The sequence below is a fragment of the Clostridium sp. DSM 8431 genome (assembly GCF_900116755.1).
Taxonomy (GTDB): domain Bacteria; phylum Bacillota; class Clostridia; order Clostridiales; family Clostridiaceae; genus Clostridium.
The window spans coordinates 1-26,275 of sequence record NZ_FPBY01000016.1; the positions used below are offsets into that span (position 1 = coordinate 1).

At 29.2% G+C, this 26,275-nt stretch carries 23 protein-coding genes and 2 pseudogenes; 21 read left to right on the forward strand and 4 right to left on the reverse strand.

Going from position 1 to position 26,275, the window contains the following annotated elements; translation table 11 throughout:
- From BM384_RS02815 to BM384_RS02825, 3 genes and pseudogenes are all read left to right on the forward strand, one after another.
- Nucleotides 1-270, forward strand: a pseudogene (locus BM384_RS02815) (IS701 family transposase); the annotation flags it as partial.
- 563 nt (nucleotides 271-833) lie between these two features.
- The gene (locus tag BM384_RS02820; RefSeq protein WP_175537259.1) at nucleotides 834-1,805 is read left to right on the forward strand and encodes a methyl-accepting chemotaxis protein; all 972 of its coding nucleotides are present in this window, start codon (nucleotides 834-836) and stop codon (nucleotides 1,803-1,805) included.
- Between the two features lie 78 nt (nucleotides 1,806-1,883).
- Nucleotides 1,884-2,759 carry a radical SAM/SPASM domain-containing protein gene (locus BM384_RS02825; protein WP_090010836.1) on the forward strand — a complete coding sequence of 292 codons (876 nt, stop codon included), beginning with the start codon at nucleotides 1,884-1,886 and terminating at the stop codon, nucleotides 2,757-2,759.
- Between the two features lie 78 nt (nucleotides 2,760-2,837).
- Here BM384_RS02825 and BM384_RS02830 read toward each other — a convergent pair whose 3' ends face one another.
- From BM384_RS02830 to nadA, 4 genes are all read right to left on the reverse strand, one after another.
- Nucleotides 2,838-3,707, reverse strand: a complete 870-nt coding sequence (locus BM384_RS02830) for a damage-control phosphatase ARMT1 family protein (protein ID WP_242945941.1) — start codon at nucleotides 3,705-3,707, stop codon at nucleotides 2,838-2,840.
- A gap of 102 nt (nucleotides 3,708-3,809) precedes the next feature.
- On the reverse strand, nucleotides 3,810-4,649 hold the full coding sequence (gene nadC / locus BM384_RS02835) for a carboxylating nicotinate-nucleotide diphosphorylase (RefSeq protein WP_090010917.1): 840 nt from the start codon (nucleotides 4,647-4,649) through the stop codon (nucleotides 3,810-3,812).
- Entirely contained in the window at nucleotides 4,627-5,889 is a 1,263-nt protein-coding gene (locus BM384_RS02840; RefSeq protein WP_090010843.1) for an L-aspartate oxidase, read from the reverse strand. Before BM384_RS02840 ends, nadC begins: the two co-directional genes overlap by 23 nt.
- Before the next feature lie 3 nt (nucleotides 5,890-5,892).
- Nucleotides 5,893-6,801 carry a quinolinate synthase NadA gene (nadA, locus tag BM384_RS02845; RefSeq protein WP_090010847.1) on the reverse strand — a complete coding sequence of 303 codons (909 nt, stop codon included), beginning with the start codon at nucleotides 6,799-6,801 and terminating at the stop codon, nucleotides 5,893-5,895.
- A 139-nt stretch (nucleotides 6,802-6,940) separates the two neighbouring features.
- Here nadA and BM384_RS02850 point away from each other — a divergent pair, with 139 nt between their 5' ends.
- The 18 genes and pseudogenes from BM384_RS02850 (at nucleotide 6,941) to aspS (ending at nucleotide 26,200) form a co-directional block, all read left to right on the forward strand.
- Nucleotides 6,941-7,525, forward strand: a complete 585-nt coding sequence (locus tag BM384_RS02850; RefSeq protein ID WP_090010851.1) for a hypothetical protein — start codon at nucleotides 6,941-6,943, stop codon at nucleotides 7,523-7,525.
- A gap of 600 nt (nucleotides 7,526-8,125) precedes the next feature.
- Complete coding sequence (gene ruvA, locus BM384_RS02855; protein ID WP_090010855.1) at nucleotides 8,126-8,737, forward strand: Holliday junction branch migration protein RuvA; 612 nt, start codon at nucleotides 8,126-8,128, stop codon at nucleotides 8,735-8,737.
- Nucleotides 8,738-8,753: 16 nt separating this feature from the next.
- Nucleotides 8,754-9,779 carry a Holliday junction branch migration DNA helicase RuvB gene (ruvB, locus tag BM384_RS02860; protein ID WP_090010858.1) on the forward strand — a complete coding sequence of 342 codons (1,026 nt, stop codon included), beginning with the start codon at nucleotides 8,754-8,756 and terminating at the stop codon, nucleotides 9,777-9,779.
- A gap of 27 nt (nucleotides 9,780-9,806) precedes the next feature.
- Entirely contained in the window at nucleotides 9,807-10,832 is a 1,026-nt protein-coding gene (gene queA / locus BM384_RS02865; RefSeq protein ID WP_090010861.1) for a tRNA preQ1(34) S-adenosylmethionine ribosyltransferase-isomerase QueA, read from the forward strand.
- A 124-nt stretch (nucleotides 10,833-10,956) separates the two neighbouring features.
- Nucleotides 10,957-11,254: pseudogene (locus tag BM384_RS17230) on the forward strand (hypothetical protein).
- Nucleotides 11,196-12,377 carry an RNA-guided endonuclease InsQ/TnpB family protein gene (locus BM384_RS02870; protein WP_090010864.1) on the forward strand — a complete coding sequence of 394 codons (1,182 nt, stop codon included), beginning with the start codon at nucleotides 11,196-11,198 and terminating at the stop codon, nucleotides 12,375-12,377. Before BM384_RS17230 ends, BM384_RS02870 begins: the two are co-directional and overlap by 59 nt.
- A 171-nt stretch (nucleotides 12,378-12,548) precedes the next feature.
- Nucleotides 12,549-13,688, forward strand: a complete 1,140-nt coding sequence (gene tgt, locus BM384_RS02875) for a tRNA guanosine(34) transglycosylase Tgt (protein ID WP_090010918.1) — start codon at nucleotides 12,549-12,551, stop codon at nucleotides 13,686-13,688.
- A gap of 95 nt (nucleotides 13,689-13,783) precedes the next feature.
- Nucleotides 13,784-14,056: a preprotein translocase subunit YajC gene (yajC, locus tag BM384_RS02880; RefSeq protein WP_175537261.1), complete on the forward strand. Its 273-nt coding sequence runs from the start codon at nucleotides 13,784-13,786 to the stop codon at nucleotides 14,054-14,056.
- A 472-nt stretch (nucleotides 14,057-14,528) separates the two neighbouring features.
- Nucleotides 14,529-15,791 (forward strand): protein translocase subunit SecD, encoded by a 1,263-nt coding sequence (secD, locus tag BM384_RS02885; RefSeq protein ID WP_090010870.1) that lies wholly within the window; start codon nucleotides 14,529-14,531, stop codon nucleotides 15,789-15,791.
- Nucleotides 15,791-16,666 (forward strand): protein translocase subunit SecF, encoded by an 876-nt coding sequence (secF, locus tag BM384_RS02890; RefSeq protein WP_090010873.1) that lies wholly within the window; start codon nucleotides 15,791-15,793, stop codon nucleotides 16,664-16,666. Before secD ends, secF begins: the two co-directional genes overlap by 1 nt.
- Before the next feature lie 126 nt (nucleotides 16,667-16,792).
- Complete coding sequence (locus BM384_RS02895; protein WP_090010876.1) at nucleotides 16,793-17,653, forward strand: DHH family phosphoesterase; 861 nt, start codon at nucleotides 16,793-16,795, stop codon at nucleotides 17,651-17,653.
- Nucleotides 17,654-17,695: 42 nt separating this feature from the next.
- Nucleotides 17,696-18,214, forward strand: coding sequence for an adenine phosphoribosyltransferase (locus tag BM384_RS02900; RefSeq protein ID WP_090010878.1), 519 nt, complete (start codon nucleotides 17,696-17,698; stop codon nucleotides 18,212-18,214).
- A gap of 195 nt (nucleotides 18,215-18,409) precedes the next feature.
- On the forward strand, nucleotides 18,410-20,605 hold the full coding sequence (locus BM384_RS02905; RefSeq protein ID WP_090010881.1) for a RelA/SpoT family protein: 2,196 nt from the start codon (nucleotides 18,410-18,412) through the stop codon (nucleotides 20,603-20,605).
- 11 nt (nucleotides 20,606-20,616) lie between these two features.
- Nucleotides 20,617-21,066: a D-aminoacyl-tRNA deacylase gene (gene dtd, locus BM384_RS02910; RefSeq protein ID WP_090010884.1), complete on the forward strand. Its 450-nt coding sequence runs from the start codon at nucleotides 20,617-20,619 to the stop codon at nucleotides 21,064-21,066.
- An 18-nt stretch (nucleotides 21,067-21,084) separates the two neighbouring features.
- The gene (locus tag BM384_RS02915) at nucleotides 21,085-21,681 is read left to right on the forward strand and encodes an MBL fold metallo-hydrolase (protein WP_090010889.1); all 597 of its coding nucleotides are present in this window, start codon (nucleotides 21,085-21,087) and stop codon (nucleotides 21,679-21,681) included.
- Between the two features lie 9 nt (nucleotides 21,682-21,690).
- A complete protein-coding gene (locus BM384_RS02920) occupies nucleotides 21,691-23,121 on the forward strand; it encodes a coproporphyrinogen III oxidase (RefSeq protein WP_090010892.1) in 1,431 nt (476 codons plus the stop codon).
- Between the two features lie 13 nt (nucleotides 23,122-23,134).
- Entirely contained in the window at nucleotides 23,135-24,382 is a 1,248-nt protein-coding gene (gene hisS / locus BM384_RS02925) for a histidine--tRNA ligase (protein WP_090010895.1), read from the forward strand.
- Between the two features lie 18 nt (nucleotides 24,383-24,400).
- The gene (aspS, locus tag BM384_RS02930) at nucleotides 24,401-26,200 is read left to right on the forward strand and encodes an aspartate--tRNA ligase (RefSeq protein ID WP_090010898.1); all 1,800 of its coding nucleotides are present in this window, start codon (nucleotides 24,401-24,403) and stop codon (nucleotides 26,198-26,200) included.
- Nucleotides 26,201-26,275 lie beyond the last annotated feature (75 nt).

Here is a 26,275-nt window from a genome sequence, read left to right on the forward strand (position 1 = left end):
GCTATTGAGCAATTTTTTAAAGACTGTAAAACTTACTTAGGCCTTGATGGATATCAAGTAAGAAGTGAAAAAAGTATTAATAGATATCTAACAATAATGTTAATAAACTATACTTATTGCAAAATGTATTCTAATAATTCTTATCACTTCAATACTGGATATAAATCTGCTAAGAAGGATCTACAAAAATCTAAAGCAATATTTATCTATGAAGCTGCCGCAAGCGGTACGCCGATAGAAGAAATTTTTGAGTCATTAAAAATAGCTTAGGATTCTGTTTGGTCACTTGACTGTAAAATTTTTAAAGTAAAAATGCACTATCATAGTAAAATTATGGTATTATGTAAATATTAAGTAACATAATAATTTGTAGCGAGGTAAAAGATGATTATTTTTGTAGGTATATATATATTGCTTGTTACATTAATATTAATGTTTTTTTATGGAGCTAATAAAAAACACAAAGAAAGATGAAGGTAAGGCTGTTTAAATAATTGTATAAATTATTTAGATAGCTTTATTTTTGTTTGAATTTTCTTTTAAAGCAATAAAAGAATTTATTGAAATGAAAAATCATATAAAATAGACAAAATAAAAAGGAGCCTGGTATCCGGCGAAAGACTGACCAGGCTCCTATAAAAATAAGCACTAATTGACTCACTGTGCTTAAGTATGATAACACATATTTTATTAGATGACAAGCATTTTATATGAATTAGCTTTAATTTTTTTTGTGATATAAAACTAGGAAAAGTGTAAAAAAATGGAGTTTAATATTTAAAAATGGTATAATACTATTAATAAGAAATAATATGGTATGCAGGGGGTATAATATGTTCAATTTATTTAAAAAAGAAAAAAGTACAGAAGAAGAAGAAAAGGTTATAGAAATTGTTTCAGCAAATAGAGAAAGAGATGCAGATGATAAAAAAATTAATAGTGTTTTTGACTTAGCTTGCAATATAGATGAAAAAGTAAAATATTTATTACAAAATGAAGAGGATATATTATTAAAGGTTAAAGAATTAGAGAGGGTAGGAGGCGTAAGTCAAGATAGAATAAAAGAGACTGCTGATGAATTAAAATCTTTAACACAAAAAGATTTTGATATGAGCTCTTCTATTTCTGAGTTACTTGATGGCTTTAAAAAATCAGGTAATATTGTTAATACAGCTAATGAGGGTATAGTAATGGTTCAAAGTAAGATGGAAGCATTAAGTTATTTCTTTCACGATATTGTTAAATCTTTTGGGGATTTACAAACTGAATATAAAAATATAAGTAAAATTGCAAATTTAATAAGTGAGATAGCAACTGAGACAAATATGCTTTCATTAAATGCAGCTATAGAAGCAGCAAGAGCAGGAGATGCTGGAACAGGTTTTGCAGTTGTTGCAAATGAAATAAAAAATCTTTCAGATAATACAGAATTAAAGGTTAAAGATATAATAGCATCAAGTGAAAATATGAGTGAAATAATAAAGGAATTAATAAAAAAATCCTCTGAAGGCTCTGAGCTTATAAATGAAGCAGTAAATAGAATAAGTGTGTCAGAAGATGTTGTTAAAGAAATTGTAGATTCTCAAAGTGCAGTTAAAAATATAAGTAATTCTCTAATTACAGGAGAAAGTGATAAAAATGCAAAGGTGAGAAAAGTAATTGATAATCTTTATAATATGGCAAAGGAGCCTTTAAAGAGTGAAGATGATGATATAGAAGAATTAATTAATAGTATTACAGCAAGAAAAGAATACTATGAAAATATAGAGAAAAAATTAAAGGAAATAAAATCTTTAAAGAAGTAGTAAAAATTTAAGTGTGCAGTTATAATAAGTTAAGTAATTATAAAATTACTAAAGATAAAGGTGAGGGTAATTAAGCGTATGAAAAAATTTAAAAAAGTTTATATAGAAATTACAAATGTATGCAACTTAAGCTGTAGTTTTTGTCCTAAAACAGGAAGAATAAAAAACTTTTTAACAGTAGATAAATTTAAGAAAGTATTAGAAGAAGTTAAGCCTTATACAAAGTATATATATCTTCATCTTATGGGTGAACCTTTATTAAACAAAGATTTAGAGGAATTTTTACAAATTGCTTATGAAGAAGGTTTTAAGGTTAATATAACTACTAATGGAACCTTAATTAATAAGCATAAGGATGTATTATTAAAGGCAAAATCCTTAAGACAAATTAATATTTCTTTACATAGTTTTGAAGCAAATGATAATAATATACAATTTAATGAATATTTTAATAGTGTATTATCCTTTGTAAAGGAAGCTAGTGAAAATACTGATATAATATGTGCCATGAGATTATGGAATATGGATAGTGAAACTTTAAAAGGTGACAATAAATTAAATGAAGATATTATAAGTTCAGTATCTAACATATTAGATTATGAGGGAGATTTATTTGAAACTATTTCAAGAGATAATAAGGTTAAAATAAAAGACAGGGTATATTTAAATGGAGCAGAAAAATTTCAGTGGCCTGCTATGGATATTGAGCCTTTTGGAGATAAAGGCTTCTGCCAAGGACTAAGAGATCACTTTGGTATATTAGTAGATGGAACTGTTGTGCCTTGTTGCTTAGATGGAGAAGGTAATATACCTCTTGGGAATATATATGAAACTTCCTTAAAAGAGATATTAGAGGGAGAGAGAGCTAAGGCAATTTATGATGGCTTCTCATGTCGCAGAAGGGTAGAGGAGCTTTGCAAAAGATGTGGGTATAGTGAGAGATTTTCTAATTAATAAAATTAAGGCTTAATAATATAAGAAGAGGTATGGATCTAAGTATTTTAAAATTATTTAGATCCATACCTTTTTAAGTTAAAGATTCTTCTCGTTAATAAACACCCCAGAAAACTTTGCTAGATTAAATCTTTTAACAAAATAATCACATTTACATAAAAGCATATAATAAATATTTAAATTACATCCATGTAAAGTTTCAAAGTTGCCTTGTCCCTTTGAAATAATCATATCAGCTTTATCTATTATTTCTTTTGCTTCAGTAGATATATCATCTAAATCAGTACCAGGAATATCTGAGCCATTTCCATATACTTCAGCACAGTTATCTAAACCTACATCTAAAGCATCTTCCATTACAGCATCATTTAAAATAGGAATTCCTCTTACTAAAACTTTAATTTTTATTTTTGGATAAGTTTCTTTAATAGTTTTTATTAATAGTTTATCCAAAACAATTTCACCACAATTATCTGTAATATAAACAAGATTTTCTGATTTCATTAAATCCTTTTTGAAGTCAGAATATATATTCATATCAATAGTTTCAGAAGTAACTGAATCTAATAGTGAATTAAGTTTTTCATCATTAACATTTCCTAAAGCACCAAAATCTATATAATTACCAGCACGTGCAAACTTAATAGCTTCTAAAAGTCTATCCTCAGCAGTAATTACTTTTAAAAATATATCCTGTTCTTTTTCTAACATAAGCTTATTATATTTTTTCTTTAAGTCAGTAAAACTAAAGTTTTCATTAAAATAGTCATTATGTAAATCATTAATTTTTGATAAGATTCTAGGAGCATTTTCTGTGTCTTTAGCTTCAGAAATTATATTTGATACCTTAAAAAGATATTCTTTTTTAATTTCTTCATTTTCATAAGTTTTAAGATTATTTTTTTGTTTATTTAATAGACACTCTTTACACTCTGAGCTTAGTTTCAAATTAATCATCCTTTCTAAATAAGTATAAGTAAAATTATTAATAGATTATATCATAACAAATAAAACTGCCTTAAAAAAGACAGTTTTATTTGTTAAAATTTATTAAATATTAACTAAATTCTTTAATGATATATCTAAAACATCGAAGGAGTGGGTTAAAGCTCCACATGAGATATAATCAGCTCCAGCTTCTCCATAAGAACGGATAGTATCAAGAGTTATGTTTCCAGAACATTCTACAATAGCTCTTCCGTTAATTAATTCTACCATTTCCTTTGCCTTTTCAGGAGTCATATTATCAAGCATTATTATATCTGCTTTTGCCTCTAATGCTTCTATAACTTGCTCTTTAGTTTCTGTTTCAACTTCTACCTTAGTAGTAAAAGAAGAATATCTCTTAGCTAAAGATACAGCTTCTTTAATTCCTCCTGCAGCTGCAATGTGGTTATCTTTAATAAGAATAGAATCAGAAAGAGATAAACGATGATTACATCCTCCACCACAAAGAACAGAATATTTATCTAAATGTCTGTATAGGGGAGTAGTCTTTCTAGTATCAACTACCTTAGATTTAAGACCTTCTAAACATTCAGCATATTTAGAAGTAATTGTAGCTACACCACTCATTCTTTGCATAAGGTTAAGAGCAATTCTTTCTCCCATTAATATATTTCTTGTATTTCCTATAACTTCACCAATAACAGTTCCTTTTGATACTTTATCACCATCATTTACGTTAAATTCACAGGATACATTTCCTACGATTTCAAAAACTCTTTTAAATACAGGAACACCACATATAACACCATCTTCTTTTGCAATAACAGAAGCTTTAGAATTACTTTTTTCTGATATTGTAGCATTAGTTGTTATATCTCCAAAAGGCATGTCCTCTGTAAGAGCTCTTTGTATTAAATCATCAACAATTAAGTAGTTTAACATAGTTTTCATCTACCCTTTCTTTAAGGAAATCTATTAATTCATCTTTTGAAGGATAAGATGTAATGTCATTATAAAGCTCATTATTAATTTTTTGAGCACATCTATATCCAAATACAACTCCTTCTAAAAGAGAGTTACTTGCAAGTCTGTTGCTTCCATGGACACCAGTACAGGCTGTTTCTCCTAGAGCATAAAGACTTTTTAAGTTTGTTTCACCAAAGGTATTAACTTTAATTCCTCCCATAGCATAGTGATGAGCAGGAGAAATAGGAAGCATATCCTTTTCCATTTTATATCCTCTCTTTAAACATTCATCATAAAGGAAAGGGAATCTTTTTATTAAAAATTCCTTACCTAAATGAGTAAGATCAAGATAAACATATGGAACGCTTGGATTTTTAGCCATTTCTTTTAATATTGCTCTTGATACAACATCACGAGGTTTTAATGAATCAACGAATTCTTCACCTTTAAGGTTTCTAATTATTCCGCCTTCGCCTCTTAAAGATTCAGAAAGAAGAAGTCTTTTTCCATTAGATTTTTCTTCGTATAAAACAGTTGGATGAAGTTGAAGATAATTAATGTCTTTAATTGCAATATTATTTTTTAAAGCAATAGAGATTCCGTCTCCAGTAAGGCATGGGAAGTTAGTAGTTGAACTAAATAAACCTCCAAGACCACCAGTTGCAAGAATAACAGCTTTAGAATGTATTTGGAATGTTTTATTGTCTAAGGTACATAGCCCACCTAAACATTCATTATCATTTTTTATTATGTCTATAAGTTTGCAATTTTCAATAACCTTAATATTATTTCTTTTTGCAAGTTCTGCATAAAGACTTTCCATTATAAATCTTCCAGTTTCATCTTTTATATGAGCAATTCTAAAGGTGCTGTGACCACCTTCTCTTGTATAACTTAAAGTACCATCTTCATTTCTATCAAATTTAACATTAAGTTTTACAAGTCTTTTTATGTTTTCACGAGACTCTTTTACTAAAACTTCAACAGCTTTTTCATCATTTTTAAAGTTGCCAGCTTTTAAAGTATCTTCAATATAAGAGTTAACATCATCATCATTAAGTAAGGTAGAAATACCACCTTGAGCTAAAAATGAATTGCAGTCTTTAAGGCCTTCTTTAGTAACAATTATTACGTTTAAATTTTTATCTAAATTTAAAGCAGTATAGACTCCAGCAATTCCACTTCCGGCAATTAATACATCACAGGTTTTATTCATAAATTAGTCATCTCCTAATACATGCATATTCTGAAGTGCAGTGTAGGCTTTTTGTCTTGCATCTTCATCAATAATAATTTCATTAGATTCATTTAATAGACAATCATAAAGTTTTTGAAGATTTGTCATTTTCATATTAGGACATATCATTGGTGTTTTTAGAGTAATGAAGGTTTTATCAGGACTCTTTTGTTTCATCTGATGAATAACTCCTTCTTCAGTAACAACGATAAATCCATTAGAACTTGAAGAAGCAGAGTAGTTAATTATTTCAGAAGTACTTCCAATAAAATGAGCTAAGTCTCTTACTTCTTTTTTGCATTCAGGATGTATAAGAATTTCAAAATCAGGATATTTTTCTTTTAATTCTAAGATATCACTGCATTCAACTCTTTCGTGAGTGGGACAGAAACCTTGATATAATATGAAGTTTTTTTCGGGAAAATGTTCAGCTATAAAACTTCCAAGATTTCTATCTGGAAGAAAAATAATATCTTTTTCTTTAATATTTTTCATTATTTTTAAAGCAGAGGATGATGTTACGCAGACATCAGACATGGCCTTAATATCAAGGTTTGTATTTATATAACTTATAACCTTAGCAGAAGGATGTTTTTCTTTTAATTCTTGAAGCCTGTCCGTTAATGCCATATCAGCCATTGGACATCTAGATTCTTCTGCAGGTAAAAGTACTTTCTTTTCAGGTGATAAAATCTTAGCGCTTTCAGCCATAAAACGTACACCACAGAAAACTATAAGATTAGAATCAGATTCAACTGCCTTTTTAGATAAAAAGTATGAATCGCCTATAATATCCGCAATATCTTGTATTTCAGCTGGCTGATATAAATGAGCCAAAATTAATGCATTTTTTTCTTTTTTTAGTTTTTTAATCTCTTTTACTAGATCCAATTTACACAACCCCTTATAGAATATACAAGTGTATATACACTTGTATAAAGTTTAAGGCAAATATACATATTTGTCAATTTAAAACAATGTATAAAAAAATATACATGTGTCCATAATTTAAACAGAGGAAGTGAAATTTATGATAAATATTAAAAGAAAATTATTTGTTAGTGTAATTATATTAATTAGTTTGTTTACAGTTAGCTTTTTTCTATTTAGTACTTATTTAGATAATAAAAGAATAGAAATTGAAGAAGAAGATAAAGAGGCTCTTGCTATAAAGGAAGAAGAACCTTTAGATAATAGTATATTAATAACATTATTTAAAGGAGATACTAAAGAATCTTCAAAGGCTTTAGGAGAGTTAAAAAAAGAATTTCAAATATCTGAAGATTTAAATCAAAAAGAGTTAACTGAATTTTTATCAAGTAAAGGATATGCGTTAGATGGCGTTTATGATAAGGAACTCGTATATAAGAGAAGTACAGAAAATAGCATAGAACCTAATATTTATTATATAGGTGAAGCAGATGGATGCATTGCTATATATTCAAGTGACGAAGAAGGAAATCTAACTATTACAGATCCTACAAATGATATTTTCAGAGAAGGTAAAAAATTTAAAGACCTTACAAAAAATGATCAAGAAATGATTAAGAACAATGAACTAAAGTGTAAATCAAAAGATGAAGCAGAAGAAAAAGTATCAGAATTAATATCTTAATTTAGTGAACTACTCTCCACTTATAGAAGTGGGAGCTTCTTGGTCAATATTCCTAATGGAATAAGTTTACCCAAGCTAACCCCGTCGTTCCGACGGTTTGTACTGACGTACTTAGAAAAGCCATTTGATTTCTTCTTGGCGTGAAGCCACCCCATTTAGGGATTATCCATTGCTCAGTCATACTATCGTCAAGGCTTGTTTTTCGCTCTTATAGTATGGGCGAATGGTTGAATATTTTACGCTTAGAACCAATTTCTCTAAGCAACTCCATATATTCAGTTTAGAAAGAACAACATATTAGTTATATTATATCAAAAAATATTAGAAATATAAACAAACAATTATTAGAAGCTATCGCTTTCGGCGATTCATCTCCAACCTACTTCGTTGAGGATGGAGAATTCTCTAATAATTAGTTAAAATGATAAACTTAGAATTTAGTACAGCTTGTATATTTATAAATACATAATATATATGTGTTTATAATATGCAAGCTGTATTTTAAAAAAAAATATCATGGTTGAAAGATTTATCTTTAAATGATAAAGTATAATAAGGATTTAGTGAGATAGACTTGGAGAGTTTACTGGAGGATAAGAAATGTATGAATATATAAAGGGAAAATATATAGGTATTAATAAAGACTATATAATAGTAGAAAATAATAATATTGGATATAAAATTTTCACATCAGGTTCAACCATGTCAGAAATGCCAGGTGGTGGTGAAGAGGTTATGCTATATCTTGAACAGATAGTAAGAGAAGATTTTATTGGACTTTATGGCTTTGTAACTAGAGAAGAATTAGAGATGTTTAAGTTATTAATCTCTATAAATGGAGTAGGGGCAAAGGCAGCACTATCTCTTCTTTCTATAAGCAGAGTTAATAACTTAAAATATGCTATTATAATGGGAGATGAAAAACATATATGTAGAGCTCCAGGAATAGGTAAAAAAACAGCAGGAAGAATTATCTTAGAACTTAAAGAAAAGTTAAAGAAAGAAGATATGATTATAGATAAAGATAATGAAGAAAATATGCTATCTGGCGAGGAAGATGCAAACTATGCATTGGCTATAAATGAAGCCTTAGAAGCGCTTATGGCTCTAGGATATAGTGAAAAGGAAGCTGAAATGGCATTAAAGAAAGTAAATAAAGAAGATTCGGTAGAGGATATAATTAAGAACTGTTTAAAAGTTTTAATGGGATAGGAGGTATCACTTTAATATGGAAAGAATTATTACTCCTAAAGAATTAGATGAAGATAATAGCGAATTAAGTCTTCGTCCTCAAAAAATAAATGAATATATTGGCCAGGAAAAAGTAAAAGGAAAGTTAGATGTATTTATTAAAGCTGCACAAAAGAGAAATGAAGCTTTAGATCATGTACTTTTATATGGACCTCCTGGGCTTGGTAAAACTACTCTTGCAAATATTATAGCAAAGGAAATGGGAGGAAGCTTAAAGGTTACTTCAGGGCCAGCTATTGAAAGGGCAGGAGATTTAGCTGCAATACTTACATCATTAAAGGAAAATGATGTTTTATTTGTAGATGAAATTCACAGATTAAATAGAAGTGTAGAGGAAATTCTTTATCCTGCTATGGAAGATTATGCATTAGATATAGTAATAGGAAAAGGTGCAACAGCAAAATCTATAAGATTAGATCTTCCAAAGTTTACTCTTATAGGTGCAACTACAAGAATAGGTATGCTTACAGCTCCTCTTAGAGATAGATTTGGAGTATTATGTGCTATGGAATACTATACTGTTCTTGAGTTAAAGGAAATAATAATTAGAAGTGCTCTTGTTTTAGGATGCAGGATAACAGAAGAAGGTGCTCTTGAGATAGCTAGAAGATCTAGAGGAACTCCAAGAATAGCTAATAGACTTTTAAAAAGGGTAAGAGATTATTCTGAAGTATATTCAGATAGTTTAATAAGTTTAAAGGAAGCAAGAAAAGCACTAGAACTTCTTGAAGTTGATGATAAAGGCTTTGATAGGGTTGATAATAAAATTCTAGAAGCAATTATTGATAACTTTGGAGGAGGTCCTGTAGGAATAGAAACCTTATCTTATTTTATAGGAGAAGAACTTGGTTCACTAGAAGATGTTTATGAGCCATATTTATTACAAATGGGATATATTATAAGAACTCCAAGGGGTAGAGTTGCTACTGAAAAAGCTTATGAGCATTTGGGGAGACAAATGAATAGAAAAACAAAACATGGGGAACAGAAAAGTTTTTTCTAAATTTAAAAGGTACAAGGAGTGTTAATATTGAAAGTTACAGATTTTGATTTTTATTTACCAGAGGAGCTTATAGCGCAGCATCCCCTAGAAGAAAGAGACCATTCTAGATTAATGGTTTTAGATAGAGAAACTGGTGAAATAGAACATAAAGTTTTTCATGATATTATAGATTACTTAAATGAGGGAGATACTTTAGTATTAAATAATACAAGAGTTATGCCTGCAAGACTTATAGGTGAAAAAGAAAATACAGGTGGGAAAATAGAATTCTTATTATTAAGAAGAGTAGAAAAAGATAGATGGGAATGTCTAGCTAAGCCTGGTAAAAGTGCTAGAGTAGGAAGAAAGTTTACTTTCGGAGATGGAAAGCTTAAAGCTGAAGTTGTTGATGTATTAGAAGATGGTAATAGAATAGTTGAATTTACATATGAAGGTATCTTTGAAGAAGTTTTAGATTCCCTTGGAGAAATGCCTCTTCCACCATATATTCATGAAAGGCTTGAAGATAAAGAAAGATATCAAACTGTTTATTCAAAAGAAGAAGGCTCAGCAGCAGCACCAACAGCTGGTTTACATTTTACAAAAGAATTATTACAAAAGATAAAAGAAAAAGGCGTAAATATAGCATATGTAACATTACATGTTGGTCTTGGAACCTTTAGACCAGTTAAGGTTGAAACTATAGAAAACCATGATATGCATTCAGAGTATTATGTTTTAGATGAAGAAAATGCTAAAATAATTAATGATACTAAGAAAAATGGTAAGAGAGTTATATCGGTAGGAACTACTTCTACAAGAACTCTTGAAACTATAGGTGATGAGAATGGATTAGTAAGAGCACAAAGTGGATGGACTAATATATTTATTTATCCAGGTTATAAGTTCAAAGTTATTAATAACTTAATTACAAACTTCCACTTACCTGAATCTACACTTATAATGCTTGTTTCAGCTTTAGCAGGAAGAGAACATGTTTTAAATGCTTACAATGAAGCTGTTAAAGAAAAGTACAGATTCTTCTCCTTTGGAGATGCTATGTTTATAAAATAATTAAGGATATGGACTTTAACTGATAAAAGTATAGATAAATATGTTTAAGAGTGTCAATATGTACTCAATAGGTGATATTAATGAATAAATACATAACTATAAACCTAAAGATTTTGCTGAATAACTGAGAGTAAGTAGAAAAACAGAAATTTACATAAGAGTTTCTACTAGCGGATAAAAAGATGATTTGAAAATCAAGTAGAATTTCTTTTAAACTTTATATCTTCTAAATGAATAAATAATAGTAGATGAAATAATTAAAGACATTGGAAATAAATTGAGTTATATCAATCTTACATGTATTTAGTTATAAAATCTGCGGATTAGGAAAATATAAAATGAAGATAGAAAGGGATGAAGAAATTGAAAAGAGACTACAAAGTAGAAATAAAACCAACAATGAAACAGATACAGAAAATTGATCAAAGTATTGGGATTTGTAGATGGCTATACAATGAGTATATTTCAGTTAATAATCAGTTATATTTTCAATTTAAAGAAGGTCTTATAGATAAAAAACAAGCTTTTATGAGTGCTAATGATTTTGATAAGTATATAAATAACGAAATTAAAGTTTTAAAAGAATATTCTTGGATAAATAAGTGCGGTTCTAAAGCTAGAAAGAAAGCTATACAAAATGCTGAAACTGCATATAAAAGGTTTTTCAAAGGTCAATCTAGATTCCCAAGATTTAAGAAGAAGAATAAATCTGATGTGAAATTATATTTTCCTAAAAACAATAAAAGCGATTGGAAAGTAGATAGACACAGAATAATGATACCTACTTTAAAAAATGTAAGATTAAAGGAATATGGATATATTCCAGTAGGAGCAAAAGTAACTAGTGGAACTGTATCAAAAAAAGCAAATAGATACTACGTATCTGTAATAATAGATGTAGAGATTACGCCACAGGAAAATTTGAATCAAGGAATAGGTATTGATTTAGGGCTAAAGGACTTTGCTATTTGTAGCAATATTGATAAGCCTTATAAAAATATAAATAAAACTCAAAGAGTTAAAAAATTAGAAAAAAAATTATTAAGAGAACAAAGAAAGCTTTCAAGGAAATATGAAAGTTTAAAATTAAGAAATAAAAAAGAGAAAGGAAAAGCTACTAGACAAAATATCCAAAAACAAATAGTCAAAGTACAAATACTTTATCAAAGACTTACCAATATGAGGAATGATTATATAAATAAAGTTGTAAGTAGTGTGGTAAGAAACAAGCCACAATATATTACAATTGAAGATTTAAATGTAAGAGGTTTGATGAAGAATAAGCATTTATCTAAAGCAGTGATGCAGCAGAAATTTTATGAATTTAGAAATAAATTAACTAATAAATGTAATGCTTTAGGAATTGAATTAAGAATTGTTGATAGGTTTTACCCTTCAAGCAAATTATGCCACTCTTGTGGTTCTATAAAAAAAGATTTAAAACTTAAAGATAGAATTTACAAATGTGAATGTGGGTATGTTGCTGATAGGGATTATAATGCAAGTCTTAATTTAAGAGATGCCAAAATCTATAATATAGCATAAATTAAAGCAATTATAGATATGTACCCATGGCTAAGTGGGGAATTTACGCCTTTGGAGTGTCATATCAACCTAAAGTAGTATGTGATTTGTTCACTACAAAATAGGATACATTGAAGAAGGAAAAATCTCAATATGGGTATAATTGTCCATATTTTGAGTAGCAGTGAAAAAATGTCTAAAAGATATACGTTACTAAAGAAGGATGGAAAGGCAAGAAGAGGAGAATTTAGAACACCTCACGGAACTATACAAACACCAGTATTCATGAATGTTGGTACATTAGCAGCAATTAAGGGTGCTGTATCATCAATGGATTTAAAGGATATAGGATGCCAAGTTGAATTATCAAATACATACCATTTACATTTAAGACCTTCAGATAAGGTTGTAGCTAAAATGGGAGGACTTCATAAATTTATGAATTGGGATAGACCTATATTAACAGATTCAGGCGGATTCCAAGTATTTTCTCTTTCAAATATAAGAAAGATAAAGGAAGAAGGAGTATACTTTAGTTCTCATATAGATGGTCATAAGATATTTATGGGACCAGAAGAATCAATGCAAATTCAAAGTAATCTTGCTTCAACTATAGCAATGGCTTTTGATGAATGTATTCCAAATCCATCTTCAAGAGAATATGTATTAAATTCTGTAGCAAGAACAACAAGATGGCTTGAAAGATGTAAAAAGGAAATGGATAGACTTAATTCACTTCCAGAAACAATCAATAAAGAACAAATGCTTTTTGGTATTAACCAAGGTGGAGTTTACGAAGATATAAGAATTGAACATGCTAAAACTATTACTAAGATGGATCTTGATGGATATGCAATAGGTGGTTTAGCAGTTGGAGAAACTCATGAAGAAATGTATAGAGTTATAGATGCTGTAGTTCCATATTTACCAGAAGATAAGCCAATATATTTAATGGGAGTAGGAACTCCAGAAAATATTTTAGAAGCAGTAGAAAGAGGAGTAGATTTCTTTGATTGCGTATTACCAGCAAGAAACGGAAGACACGGCCAAGTGTTTACTGCTAATGGAAAAATAAACTTAATGAATGCTAAATTTGAATTAGATGCATCTCCAATAGATGAAGGATGTCAGTGTCCAGCTTGTAAGAATTATACAAGAGCTTATATAAGACATTTATTTAAAGCTAAAGAAATGCTTGCAATGAGATTATGCGTACTTCACAATCTTTATTTCTATAACAAGCTTATGGAAGATATAAGAAAAGCTATAGATGAAGATAGATTTGCAGAATTTAAAGCACAAAAATTACAGGACTGGAATGCAAAGGCATAAGGTATTGACAAGATAAATTTATTTAATGTAAACTACTTTACGAAGTAACAAAAAGAAAGTCATTTTTCTTTTTAGGAAGGCAGGAAGTGTTAGATATGGGTATGCTTATACAGTTAGCACCAATGATATTAATATTAGTAGTATTTTATGCAATGATATTAATACCAGAAAGAAAAAGAAAAAAGAAGTATGAAACTATGATTTCAGAACTTAAAGTTAGAGACGAAGTTATGACACGAGGAGGAATTATTGGAAAAATCACTAATATTAATGGTGATGATGTAATTCTAGAATCGGGTCCAGATAAGGTAAGATTAAAGTTTTCTAAAAATGCAATAGCTAATAAAGTTAGCCAAGAGGATAAATAGTAAAGATGCTCTTTAATATTTTTGTAAAAAAATGTTAAAGAGCATCTTTTTTTTATATTTTTAGTGCAATGATATAAAAAACGTATTAAATAAGGCATTTTACGATAAGGTATTATGTATTATATTGATTTTTATGTAATAAATTGCTATAGTAATAATAGAGTTAGGTAAAAATGTATATGATTTCACTTTGTACATTAATTTTGAGGATTAATTGGAGGGAGAATAAAAAAGGAAAAAAATAGAAGGTGGTGACGTTTAATAAGTTATATAAACATAAATAATATTTTTAATATGTATATAAAAAATGGAATTTTAATTTGATTTATCTAGTATTATTAGGGGAATTATTTATTGGCTAAATAGCGTGAATAATAGGTTATCATACTTGAAAAATCTTTATTCTAAAATAATCGTGTGATATAATGGAAACAAATTGTGAAATTTGACCCTAGTACTGAGGAGGAGTAGTATGAAGACAAAATTTAAGAGTTCAGTATTATTTATATTAAGCACTATTGCCATTATAATTTTTGCTTTTGTTGGTATAAATGGTGCGACAATAGGTGGATTCGAATTTAAATCTTTGGGTAAAGCAATTAACCAAGGATTAGATCTTCAAGGTGGGGTTTCAGTAGTTATGGAAATCCAAGATGAAGGTGTTACAAGAGAAGATTTAGAAAAAACTAAGCAACAATTAGAATTAAGAGTTAATAAAATTGGTGTTGCGGAAACAACAGTTACAACAGAAGGAGATAGAAGAATAAGAGTAGAAATACCAGGAAAATACAATTCTTCTGACATTGTTGATTCATTAAGCCAAACTGGTGAATTGACTTTTAAATCACCAGATGGTGAAGTATTACTTACAGGTTCTGATATAGAAAAGGCCACAGCAACTTCTAATGCTCAAGATGGAACTCCAGAAGTTTCTCTAGAACTTAATTCAGAAGGTCAACCTAAATTTGCTGAAGCAACACAAAAATATATGGGACAGGCAATTTCTATTTATATGGATGATGAACTACTTAGTAGTCCAACTGTAAAAGCAGTAATATCAGATGGTAAAGCTAGTATTTCAGGAAGCACATCTGTTGAAGAAGCTAAAAGATTAGCAGGACTTATTAATGCAGGAGCACTTCCTGTTACATTAAAAGCTGCATCAGTTCAAACTGTAGGGTCTCAACTTGGAGCAACAGCACTTCCTAATGCAGTAAAAGCAGGTATTTTAGGAGTAGGCCTAGTATTCTTATTTATGATTTTTGTTTATAGAGTACCAGGACTTATAGCTTCAATATCATTAACATTGTATATAACTTTGGTATTAGCTTTATTTGCAGAGATTGGAATTACTTTAACATTACCAGGAATAGCAGCCTTCTTATTAACAATTGGTATGGCAGTTGATGCAAATGTACTTATTTTTGAAAGAATGAGAGAAGAATTAAGAAAAGGTGTTTCAGTAAGTACTTCAGTAAAAAGAGGATTTGAAAATGCTTTATCATCAATCGTAGATTCAAATGTTACTACAATTATTGCAGCTCTTGTATTATATTTATGTGGTTCAGGTTCTGTAAAAGGTTTTGCTGTAACATTTATGGTTGGTATACTAGTAAGTTTATTTACAGCCTTAGTAGTTACTAAATTCTTAATGAATAATGCTGTTCAAATGGGTATACTTTCAAAACCATCACATATAGGCGGCGTTAAGAAAAAGAAGGAGGTAGAAGCATAATGATTAAAATAGTTGAAAAGAAGAAAATTTGGTTCGCTATATCAATTATTATTATAGCTCTTGGATTAGTTTCGATGGCCGTTAAAGGTTTAAATATAGGTATTGATTTTAAAGGTGGTTCAAAGGTAGTTTTAGAATTAGGTTCAGATTTTAATAAAGATGAAGTAGATAGTATAGTAAAAGAATATTGTAGTGATGCAGTTACTAATACAATAGATGAAACACAATATCAAATAAAATCTACAGATCTTGATTCGGGAAAACTTGATGATATTATTACAAAAATAAAAGAAAAGTATCCAACAGATGAAGATATTTTAGTATCTCAAGATGAAATAGGTGCATCTATAGGTGAAGACCTTACTAAAAAGTCTTTCACAGCCCTTGGAATTGCATTTGTTGCAATGCTTATATATATTGCTATAAGATTTGAGTTTAAATCAGGTATAGTTGCTTTAGCAGCATTAATGCATGATGTATTAATTACATTAAGTGTTTATGCAATATTTGACTTAAGTATTAACTCTCCATTTATTGCAGCCATATTAACTATAGTAGGGTATTCAATTAATGCTACAATAGTAATATTTGATAGAATTAGAGAAAACTCTAAGAAGACAAGAAGAAAGAGTAATTCTGAAATTGCAAACTTAAGTGTAAATCAAACAATGAGAAGATCAATATATACTACAATTACAACTTTATTTACTATAGTAAGTGTTTATGTATTTGTACCTTCTGTTAGAGAATTTGCATTCCCAATAATAATTGGAATTCTTTCAGGTGGATATTCTTCTGTATTAATTGCACCATCTTTATGGGTTGTAATTAAGGATTGGAAAAAGAAAAATAAAGATAAAAAAGCAGTAGCTTAAATATATAAGTACTACCTAATAAATTGAAAATATTAGGTAGTATTTTTTTTTCTTCAAAAATGATTTGCTATTATGACTAATATACACTATAATATATATGTTTTCTTATTAATGGAGGAGTAAGTCATGCGTAATTTTTGGGAGAGTATTTATAGTCCAAATTACATAACTGGATATAATCCCTTTTTACTTAGACATATGAATGAAGCTATTAAAAAATTAGTCTACGCAGTGAATAATAGAAATAAAATAGTTGTTTATGGCACCTCATCGGTAGAATCAATATGTTCAGTGGCATCTTTAAGTCTTATTTTAAGATATTTAAATGCTGACGTTGAGTACCTTATACATGAAGGTGGAGAAAGTTGTAAATCAGTAGAATGTAAAGATGTAGAAGATGCAGTTGCTTTTTTAGGAGCCGATTTACTTATTACAATAGGATTAGATTTAAAATCACAAAAAGAAGAAAGACTTTGCAAAGATTTAAATATAGACCTGATAGTAATTGAAAATAGAAGAACTGTTAGAAAAAGAAATTATGTCTATATAAATCCAAGACAAAAAGGCTGCAATTATAAATATAAAAATTTATCCTTAAGTGCATTAACTTTTAAATTAATGCAAGCTGTAGCTATATCTTATAATATGAAAAATATTAATAAATACTTGGATTTGATATTTATAGGTGGACAATGGGCTAAGGTATGTCCTCGTGGTGAAAATGGTGTTATATTAAAAAAAGGTAGAAAATTTTTGATAAATACGAATAATAATGGATTAAAAGCTATAATGAATCTAGATGAGATTAATGAATTGAATGATGATGATATAAAAAATATTATAGAACTTATTACTCCAACGAGAAGTACGGTTGGTGTTGTGAATAATGCGAGGATAATTTTAGAATTATTAACAACAGTAGATAAGGATAGAGCTAAACAAATAGCTAAATATTTGAAAAAGCTAAAGAAACCAGCTGTTGTGTAAGATTTATTTGTATAAAATATATATTTATTGGAGGAAACAAAAATGGACTTAAGAAACAAGATTAGGGTAATTGAAAATTTCGCAAAGGAAGGAATAAGCTTTAAAGATATAACAACTTTAGTTGCTGATGGAGAAGGTTTTAAATATGCAGTTGATAAGATAGTTGAACATTTAAAAGATAAGAATGTTGACTTAGTTGTTGGACCAGAAGCAAGAGGATTCATTTTTGGAGTGCCAGTTGCATATGCACTTGGGGTAGGTTTTGTGCCAGTTAGAAAAAAAGGAAAACTTCCAGGAGAAACAGTTTCAGTTGATTATGATTTAGAATATGGAACAGATACATTAGAAATACATAAAGATGCTATTAAAAAAGGTCAAAAAGTTGCAATAGTTGACGATTTATTAGCAACTGGTGGTACAATAGAAGCTGTTGCTAAGTTAGTTGAAAGTGTTGGAGGAGAAGTAGTTTCTTTAGACTTTGCTATTGAATTAACTGAATTAAAAGGAAGAGAAAAATTAGAAGGATATGACGTATTATCTTTAGTTGATTATGAAGTATAATATAAGGAAGATTTAAGGACTCATTTATGGGTTCTTTTTTAACATATAAAAAAGTATAAAAATCAGGTTATTTAATAAGTTTATTGAAAACCAATAAATAATAATATATAATATTCTTAATAGAAATTTTGGGCTGGTTCGATGACCAGCCTTTGATTTTTAAAAATAGAAAATATATGTATAGGAGAGATTATCTTGATAGAGACCTTGCTAAAAAAGATAGAAGATAATTGTAGTAATGTAGACATAGATTTAGTAAAAAAAGCTTATCATTTTGCAGAAGAAGCTCATAAAAATCAAAAAAGAGATTCTGGAGAACCATATATAATTCATCCTGTTGAAGTTGCGGAAATTTTAGCTGAACTAGGTATGGATACTAACACTATAGTTGCCGGATTATTGCATGATGTTTTAGAAGATACACCATGTACATTTAAAGAAATGAGCGAAATTTTTAATGTGGAAGTAGCCACTTTAGTTGAAGGGGTTACTAAGTTAGGGAAAATAGAATATAAAACAAAGGAAGAGCAACAAGCTGATAATGTTAGAAAGATGTTATTAGCTATGGCAAAAGACATAAGAGTAATAATAATAAAACTTGCAGATAGATTACATAATTTAAGAACCCTTAAGTTTGTTTCTAAGGAAAAACAAAAGAGAAAGGCAAAAGAAACTTTAGATATTTATGCTCCCCTTGCACATAGACTTGGTATGTCTAAGATTAAGTGGGAATTAGAAGATCTTTCTTTTAGATATTTACATGAAGAAGAATATTATCAATTAGTAAGGGATATTGCAGAAAAAAGAGTAGAAAGAGAAAACTATATTGCTAGAATAATAAAAGAGATAGTTGCTAAACTTGAAGAGGCTGGAATCGATTGTGATGTTGAAGGAAGACCAAAACATTTTTATTCTATATATAAGAAGATGGTAAATAAAAATAAGAGTCTTGAACAAATTTTTGATTTAACAGCTATTAGAATCTTAGTTAATTCAGTTAAGGATTGCTATGCAGTTTTAGGTATAGTTCATACAATTTATACTCCTATTCCAGGAAGATTTAAAGATTATATAGCTATGCCTAAGCCTAATATGTATCAATCACTTCATACAACTGTAATAGGGTCACAAGGAAAGACCTTTGAAATACAGATTCGTACTTTTGATATGCATAAGACTGCTGAATATGGTATTGCAGCTCACTGGAAGTATAAAGAAGGTGATACTGAATCTCAGGAAGGTAGAGAAGAAAAGAATTTTGAACAAAAGCTTGCATGGCTTAGAGATATGTTAGAGTGGCAGAAGGAAACTTCTGATGCAGAAGAGTTTATTGAAGGGTTTAAAATTGATTTATTCTCAGATGAAGTATTTGTATTTACTCCTAAGGGTGTAGTTATTAATTTAGCTAGTGGTTCAACACCAATAGACTTTGCTTATAGAATACATACTGACGTAGGTAATAAGTGTATAGGAGCAAAGGTAAATGGTAAGATTGTTCCTTTAGATTATAAACTAAGAACTGGTGAAATTGTTGAAATAATAACATCAGCTTCATCAAAGGGGCCAAGTATGAACTGGCTTAATATAGCAAAAAGTAATCAGGCTAAGAGTAAAATCAGATCTTGGTTTAAAAAGGCTAAAAGAGACGAAAGCATTAATAGAGGAAGAGAGCTACTTGAAAAAGAACTTAAAAAACAAGGAGTTCATTTAGCTGACATAACTCATGGGGATGCTTATGAAAGAATGCAAAAGAGATATAATATACATAATACAGAAGATATATATTTTGTAATTGGGATGGGAAATATTAGTGCATCAGCATTTGTAGCAAAACTAAAGGAAGAGAATCTTTTAGAAAAAGAAAAGAATAGTGAAAATGCTGAAAATAAATTTATTGAAGAGCAAATTCAAAAGGCTGAAAAAAATAATAAACCTAATAATGATTATGGAATAACTGTTAAGGGTGAAAGTAATCTTATGGTTAGATTTGCAAGATGCTGTAATCCTGTTCCTGGTGATGAAATTATGGGATATATAACAAAAGGAAGAGGGGTTTCTGTACATAGAACTGATTGTTCAAATTTACAATCCTTAATTATGCATGATCCAAATAAGGTTTTAGAAGTTTCATGGGGAACAGCTAAAGGGGCTTCATATATTGCAGAGGTAAGAGTTAAATCTGAGGACAGGCAGGGAATTTTATCTGATATTACAAAAGTAATTACAGATTCTAATTTATATTTAAATTCATTAACAGCTAATTCAACAAAGGATAATGAAGCATTAATAAGTATAAAGATAAAAATTGATACAAGAGATCAATTAAAAGAACTTATGAAGAAAATAAGAAAATTACCAGGTGTAGTTGATGTATTTAGAATGAATAATTAGGAGAATGTATAATGAGAGCAGTAGTACAAAGAGTAAAATCTTCAAGGGTATCTGTAAATGGTGAAGTTATAGGTGAAATATCAAGAGGTTTTAATGTTTTACTTGGAATTTCAAAGGATGATACTATAGAAGATATTAATTATATAAAAGATAAAATTATTAATCTAAGAGTATTTGAAGATGAAAGTGATAAAATGAACAATTCTTTACTTGATGTAAAGGGAGAGTTATTAATTATATCTCAATTTACCCTTTATGGAGACTGTAGAAAAGGGAGAAGACCTAATTTTATGGAGGCCATGAAGGGAAGTGATGCTGAAAATTTATATGAAACTTTTTTAAGTGAAATAAAAAAGAGTGGATTAAAAGTTGAATGTGGAAAATTTGGAGCTGATATGACTGTAGATATAGTTAATGATGGCCCAGTTACTATATTATTAGATAGTAAAAAAAATTTTTAAAAGTGTGAGGTGTTATTAATGCAGGTAAGACAAGTAATTACAGGTGAAATTGAAGAAAATTGCTATATAGTAATTGATGAAGAAACTAAAAAAGCTTTCTTAGTAGATCCAGGTGATGAAGCTGGGAAAATAATAGCTGCATTAGAAAGCTTAGATGTCAATTTAGAATATATACTATTGACTCATGGACATTTTGATCATTTAGGAGCAGTTGAAGAAATTGCAGATAAATATAATGTGCCATTTTATATGAGTAAAGTTGATGAAGAGTATCAAGAAAAACTACCACAATTATTTCCTAAGGTAAGAAAAGCTGATAAATATTTATTAGATGGAGATATTATAAAATTAGGAAAACATGATGTTAAAGTAATAGCCACACCTGGACATACTGAAGGAGGACTTTCATTCTTGATAGATGAATACTTATTTACAGGTGATACTTTATTTAGAACAAATGTGGGTAGAACTGATTTCCTAGGTGGAGATTTTAATAAAATAATAGATAGCATTAAAAAATTGGTAAAGCTTGATGATAATACAATAGTATGTCCTGGACATGGACCATCATCTACTATAGGATATGAAAAGGAGAGAAATCCTTATTTAAGTTAAGGAGAAAAAATGGAAAGAAATATAAAATTAAATGATTTTAAATATCGCTATGATGTTTATCAAATGTTTAATATTTATTATACATTAGATGAGCTTAAGTTTTCAGAAACAGAAGGCGAATATGAAGTTAACATAACAGATGAAAAGATTACTTTTAAATATGAAGATATATTTAGAGAAGTTTTATTTACAGAAGAAGAAGCTAAAAAAGAGACTATAAAAAAGGCTATTTTTAAAGCTTTATCAGATATTACTGGAGAAGTATATCCATGGGGTACTTTAGTTGGTATAAGACCTTCAAAAATTGCTTTAAAGCATTTAAAAGAAGGAAAAAGCGAAAAGGAAATAGAAGATATATTCTATAAAGAACATTATACTCAAGCTGAAAAAGCAAAATTATGTATAGACGTTGCAGAATTTGAAGAAAAGTATGTTAATACTGATGAAAAAGTTATTTCAGTTTATGTAGGAATGGCATTTTGTCCAACAAGATGTTTATATTGTTCTTTTGCAGCTAACCCTATAGGTAGTAATAAAAAACTTGTATCATCATATTTAGAGGCTTTAAGCTATGAAATTCAAGAAATAAAGAAGTATATTGATAAAAAAGGATTAAAAATAGAGACTGTATACTTTGGGGGAGGAACTCCAACTGCAGTAAATGAAGAAGAATTTGAAAATATTATGAATAAGATATATAATTCCTTTGTAGACTCTAGAAATATAAAGGAATTTACTGTAGAATGTGGAAGACCAGATTCTATTACTGAAGAAAAGTTAAAGTCTATGAAGAAGTATAATGTTACAAGAATAAGTATTAATCCTCAAACTATGAATGATAAAACTCTTAAACTTATAGGTAGAGGACATACTTCAGATGATATAAGAGAGAAATTTAAATTAGCAAGAGAATTAGGTTTTGAAGATATAAATATGGACATGATAATTGGGCTTCCAGGAGAAGGTTTAGAAGAAGCTAAGTATACAGCTGAAGAAATTAAAAAACTTTCACCAGATAGTCTTACAGTTCATGGATTATCTTTAAAAAGAGGTTCAATCATGTATGAAAACTTTATACTAAAGAAAGGTCTTGGACTTAAGAGCCAAGATGAAGTTTTAAAGATGTATGATGAAAGCCGTAAGTTAGCTAAAGATTTAGATTTACAACCTTATTATATGTATAGACAAAAGAACATGGTTGGAAATATGGAAAACCTAGGGTATACAAAAAAAGGCAAAGAATGTCTTTATAATATGGAAATGATAGAAGATAATCAGACAATTATAGCACTTGGCGCTGATGCAGTTACAAAGGTTGTATTTATAGATGAAGGAAGAATAGAACGTTTTGGAAATGTAAAAGATGTTAAAGGCTATGTTGATAGAATTAAAGAAATGGTAGATAGTAAGATTAAGTTACTAGATACGTTATATAAATAAGGAGGATTAAGTAATGGAAATGCAAGCACCTAAAGGTACCAAAGATATGCTACCTCAAGATGGCTATAAATGGCACTATGTTGAAAACACATTTAAAAGTGTTGCAAAAAACTTTGGAGTTAGAGAAATAAGGACACCTATCTTTGAGCATACTGAATTATTTTTAAGAGGTGTTGGAGATACTACAGATGTAGTACAAAAAGAAATGTATACTTTTAATGATAAAGGTAACAGAAGTATAACATTAAAGCCAGAAGGAACAGCACCAGCAGTTAGAGCATTTATTGAAGGAAGATTATTTAATGAAGCTCAACCAACAAAGTTATATTATGTAACACCATGCTTTAGATATGAAAATGTACAAAAGGGAAGACTTAGACAATTCCATCAATGTGGATTAGAAGTTTTTGGATCTAAAGAACCATCAATAGATGGTGAAGTAATTGCATTTGCAATGGATGTTTTAAAAAAATTAGGTTTAACTAAGTTAGAACTTCACATGAACAATTTAGGATGTCCTACATGTAGAGCTAAATATAATGAAGCCTTAAAGGAATACTTAGGCAAAAATTATGATGATCTTTGCGATACATGTAAAAGCAGATTTGAAAAGAATCCTATGAGAATTTTAGATTGTAAAGAAAAGAAATGCAAAGAAATAACTAAAGGTGCGCCTAGCATATTAGATTATATATGTGATGAATGTAGAGACCACTTTGATAAAGTAAAAGAATATTTAGATTTATTAAATATTCCATATGTAATAGATCCAACAATAGTTAGAGGATTAGATTATTATACTAAAACTATATTTGAAATTATCAATGATGACTTTACTGTAATAGGTGGAGGAAGATATGATAAACTTATTGAAGAGTTAAATGGACCTGATATGCCTGCCATTGGATTTGGTATGGGTATTGAAAGAATGATTATGGCTCTTGAAAATGAAGGCGTTGAAATACCAAAAGAAGAAGATTTTGCTCTTTACATAGGTTCAAGAGGAGAAGAAGCTTATAAAGAAGCTTTTGTTCTTGCTAATAAGTTAAGAATTAATGGAGCAAAAGTTGAAATTAATCACATGGGAAGAAGCTTTAAAGCAGAAATGAAATATGCTAATAAAATAGGAGCTAGATTTACTACTGTTTTAGGTGATGATGAACTAGAAAATAGAGTTATAAAGTTAAAAAGAATGTCTGACGGAGAAATATTTGAAGTTTCTCTTGATAATATAGAAGAAATTGTTAATGCAATTAAATGAGAAAGGAATGACATATAAATGGGAGAAGCTTTAGGCGGATTAAAAAGAACCATGTATTGTGGTGAACCTAGAGAAGAACATATAGGGCAAACTGTTACTCTAATGGGATGGGTTCAAAGAAATAGAAAATTAGGTGGACTTGACTTTATAGATCTTAGAGATAGAGAAGGTATAATGCAAGTTGTATTTGGTGAAGAAATAAATAAAGAAGCTTTTGAAAAAGCTAAAACTATAAAGCCAGAATACTGCATAGCTGTAACTGGTAAGGTAGTAAAAAGACAATCACCAAATGAAAATATGAAAACTGGAATGGTAGAACTTTTATGTGAAAATGTGAAAATTCTTTCAGAATCAGATACACCACCAATATACATTAAAGAAGGATTAGATGCTTCAGAACAAATAAGATTAAAATATAGATATCTTGATTTAAGAAGACCAGATATGTTTAAAATCTTCAATATAAGAAATAAGGCATCTAAGGCAATAAGAGACTTTATGGATAAGAATGGATTCTTAGAAGTTGAAACACCAATACTTACTAAGTCTACACCAGAAGGAGCTAGAGACTACTTAGTTCCATCAAGAAATTATCCAGGAATGTTCTATGCACTTCCTCAATCACCACAAATCTTTAAGCAATTATTAATGGTATCAGGATTTGATAAATACTATCAAATAACTAAATGCTTTAGAGATGAAGATTTAAGAGCTAATAGACAACCAGAATTTACTCAAGTAGATATGGAATTAAGCTTTGTAGAAGAAGAAGATATAATATCATACAATGAAAAATTAATAGCTCATGTATTTAAAGAAGTTATAGGACATGAAGTTAAGCTTCCAATCCAAAGAATGACTTTTAAGGAAGCTATGGAAAAGTATGGTTCAGATAAGCCAGATATAAGATTTGATATGCTTATAACTGATATTACAGAAGATGTTAAGGATATGGATTTTGTAGTATTTAAATCAGCTATAGAAAATGGCGGATCAGTTAGAGCTTTATGCTTAAAGGGTGGAGCTTCTCTTGGAAGAAAGCCTCTTGATAAGCTTGGAGAATTCGTTAAAGGATATAAAGCTAAAGGTCTTGCTTGGATTCAATTTAAAGAAGATGGAGTAAAATCATCAATAGCTAAGTTCTTAACAGATGATGTTACAGCTAAGATAGCAGAAACTATGGGAGCAGAAACAGGAGATGCTGTACTTATAGTTGCAGATAAGAACCAAGTTGTATTTGATAGCTTAGGAGCATTAAGATTACACTTAGCTAAAGAATTTGATTTAATAAAGGATAAGAGCGAATTTAAGTTTACTTGGGTTACTGAATTCCCATTATTCGAATACAGTGAAGAAGAAGAAAGATTTAAGGCATGTCACCACCCATTCACTGCACCAATGGATGAAGATATAGATATGATCGAATCTAATCCAGGAGCAGTAAGATCTAAGGCTTATGACTTAGTTTTAAATGGTGAAGAATTAGGAGGAGGTTCTATAAGAATTCATAATATGGACCTTCAAGAAAGAATGTTTAGAGCTTTAGGCTTCAGTGAAGAAGAAGCTATGGAAAAATTCGGCTTCTTGATTGATGCATTTAAATTTGGACCACCACCACATGGTGGATTAGCATTTGGTTTCGATAGAATGATAATGTTCTTAGCTGGAACTGATAACATAAAAGATGTTATAGCATTCCCTAAAAACCAAAATGCATACTGCTATTTAAGCGAAGCACCAAACATAGTTGATGAAAAACAATTAAGTGAGCTTGGTATAAAAATAGCTGCTGAGCCTAAAAAAGAAATAGAAGAATAATTAAAAGCTGTCTCACTAAGTGAGGCGGCTTTTTTAGATTAACAGTATAGATTAACAAATTATATTTGACAAAAT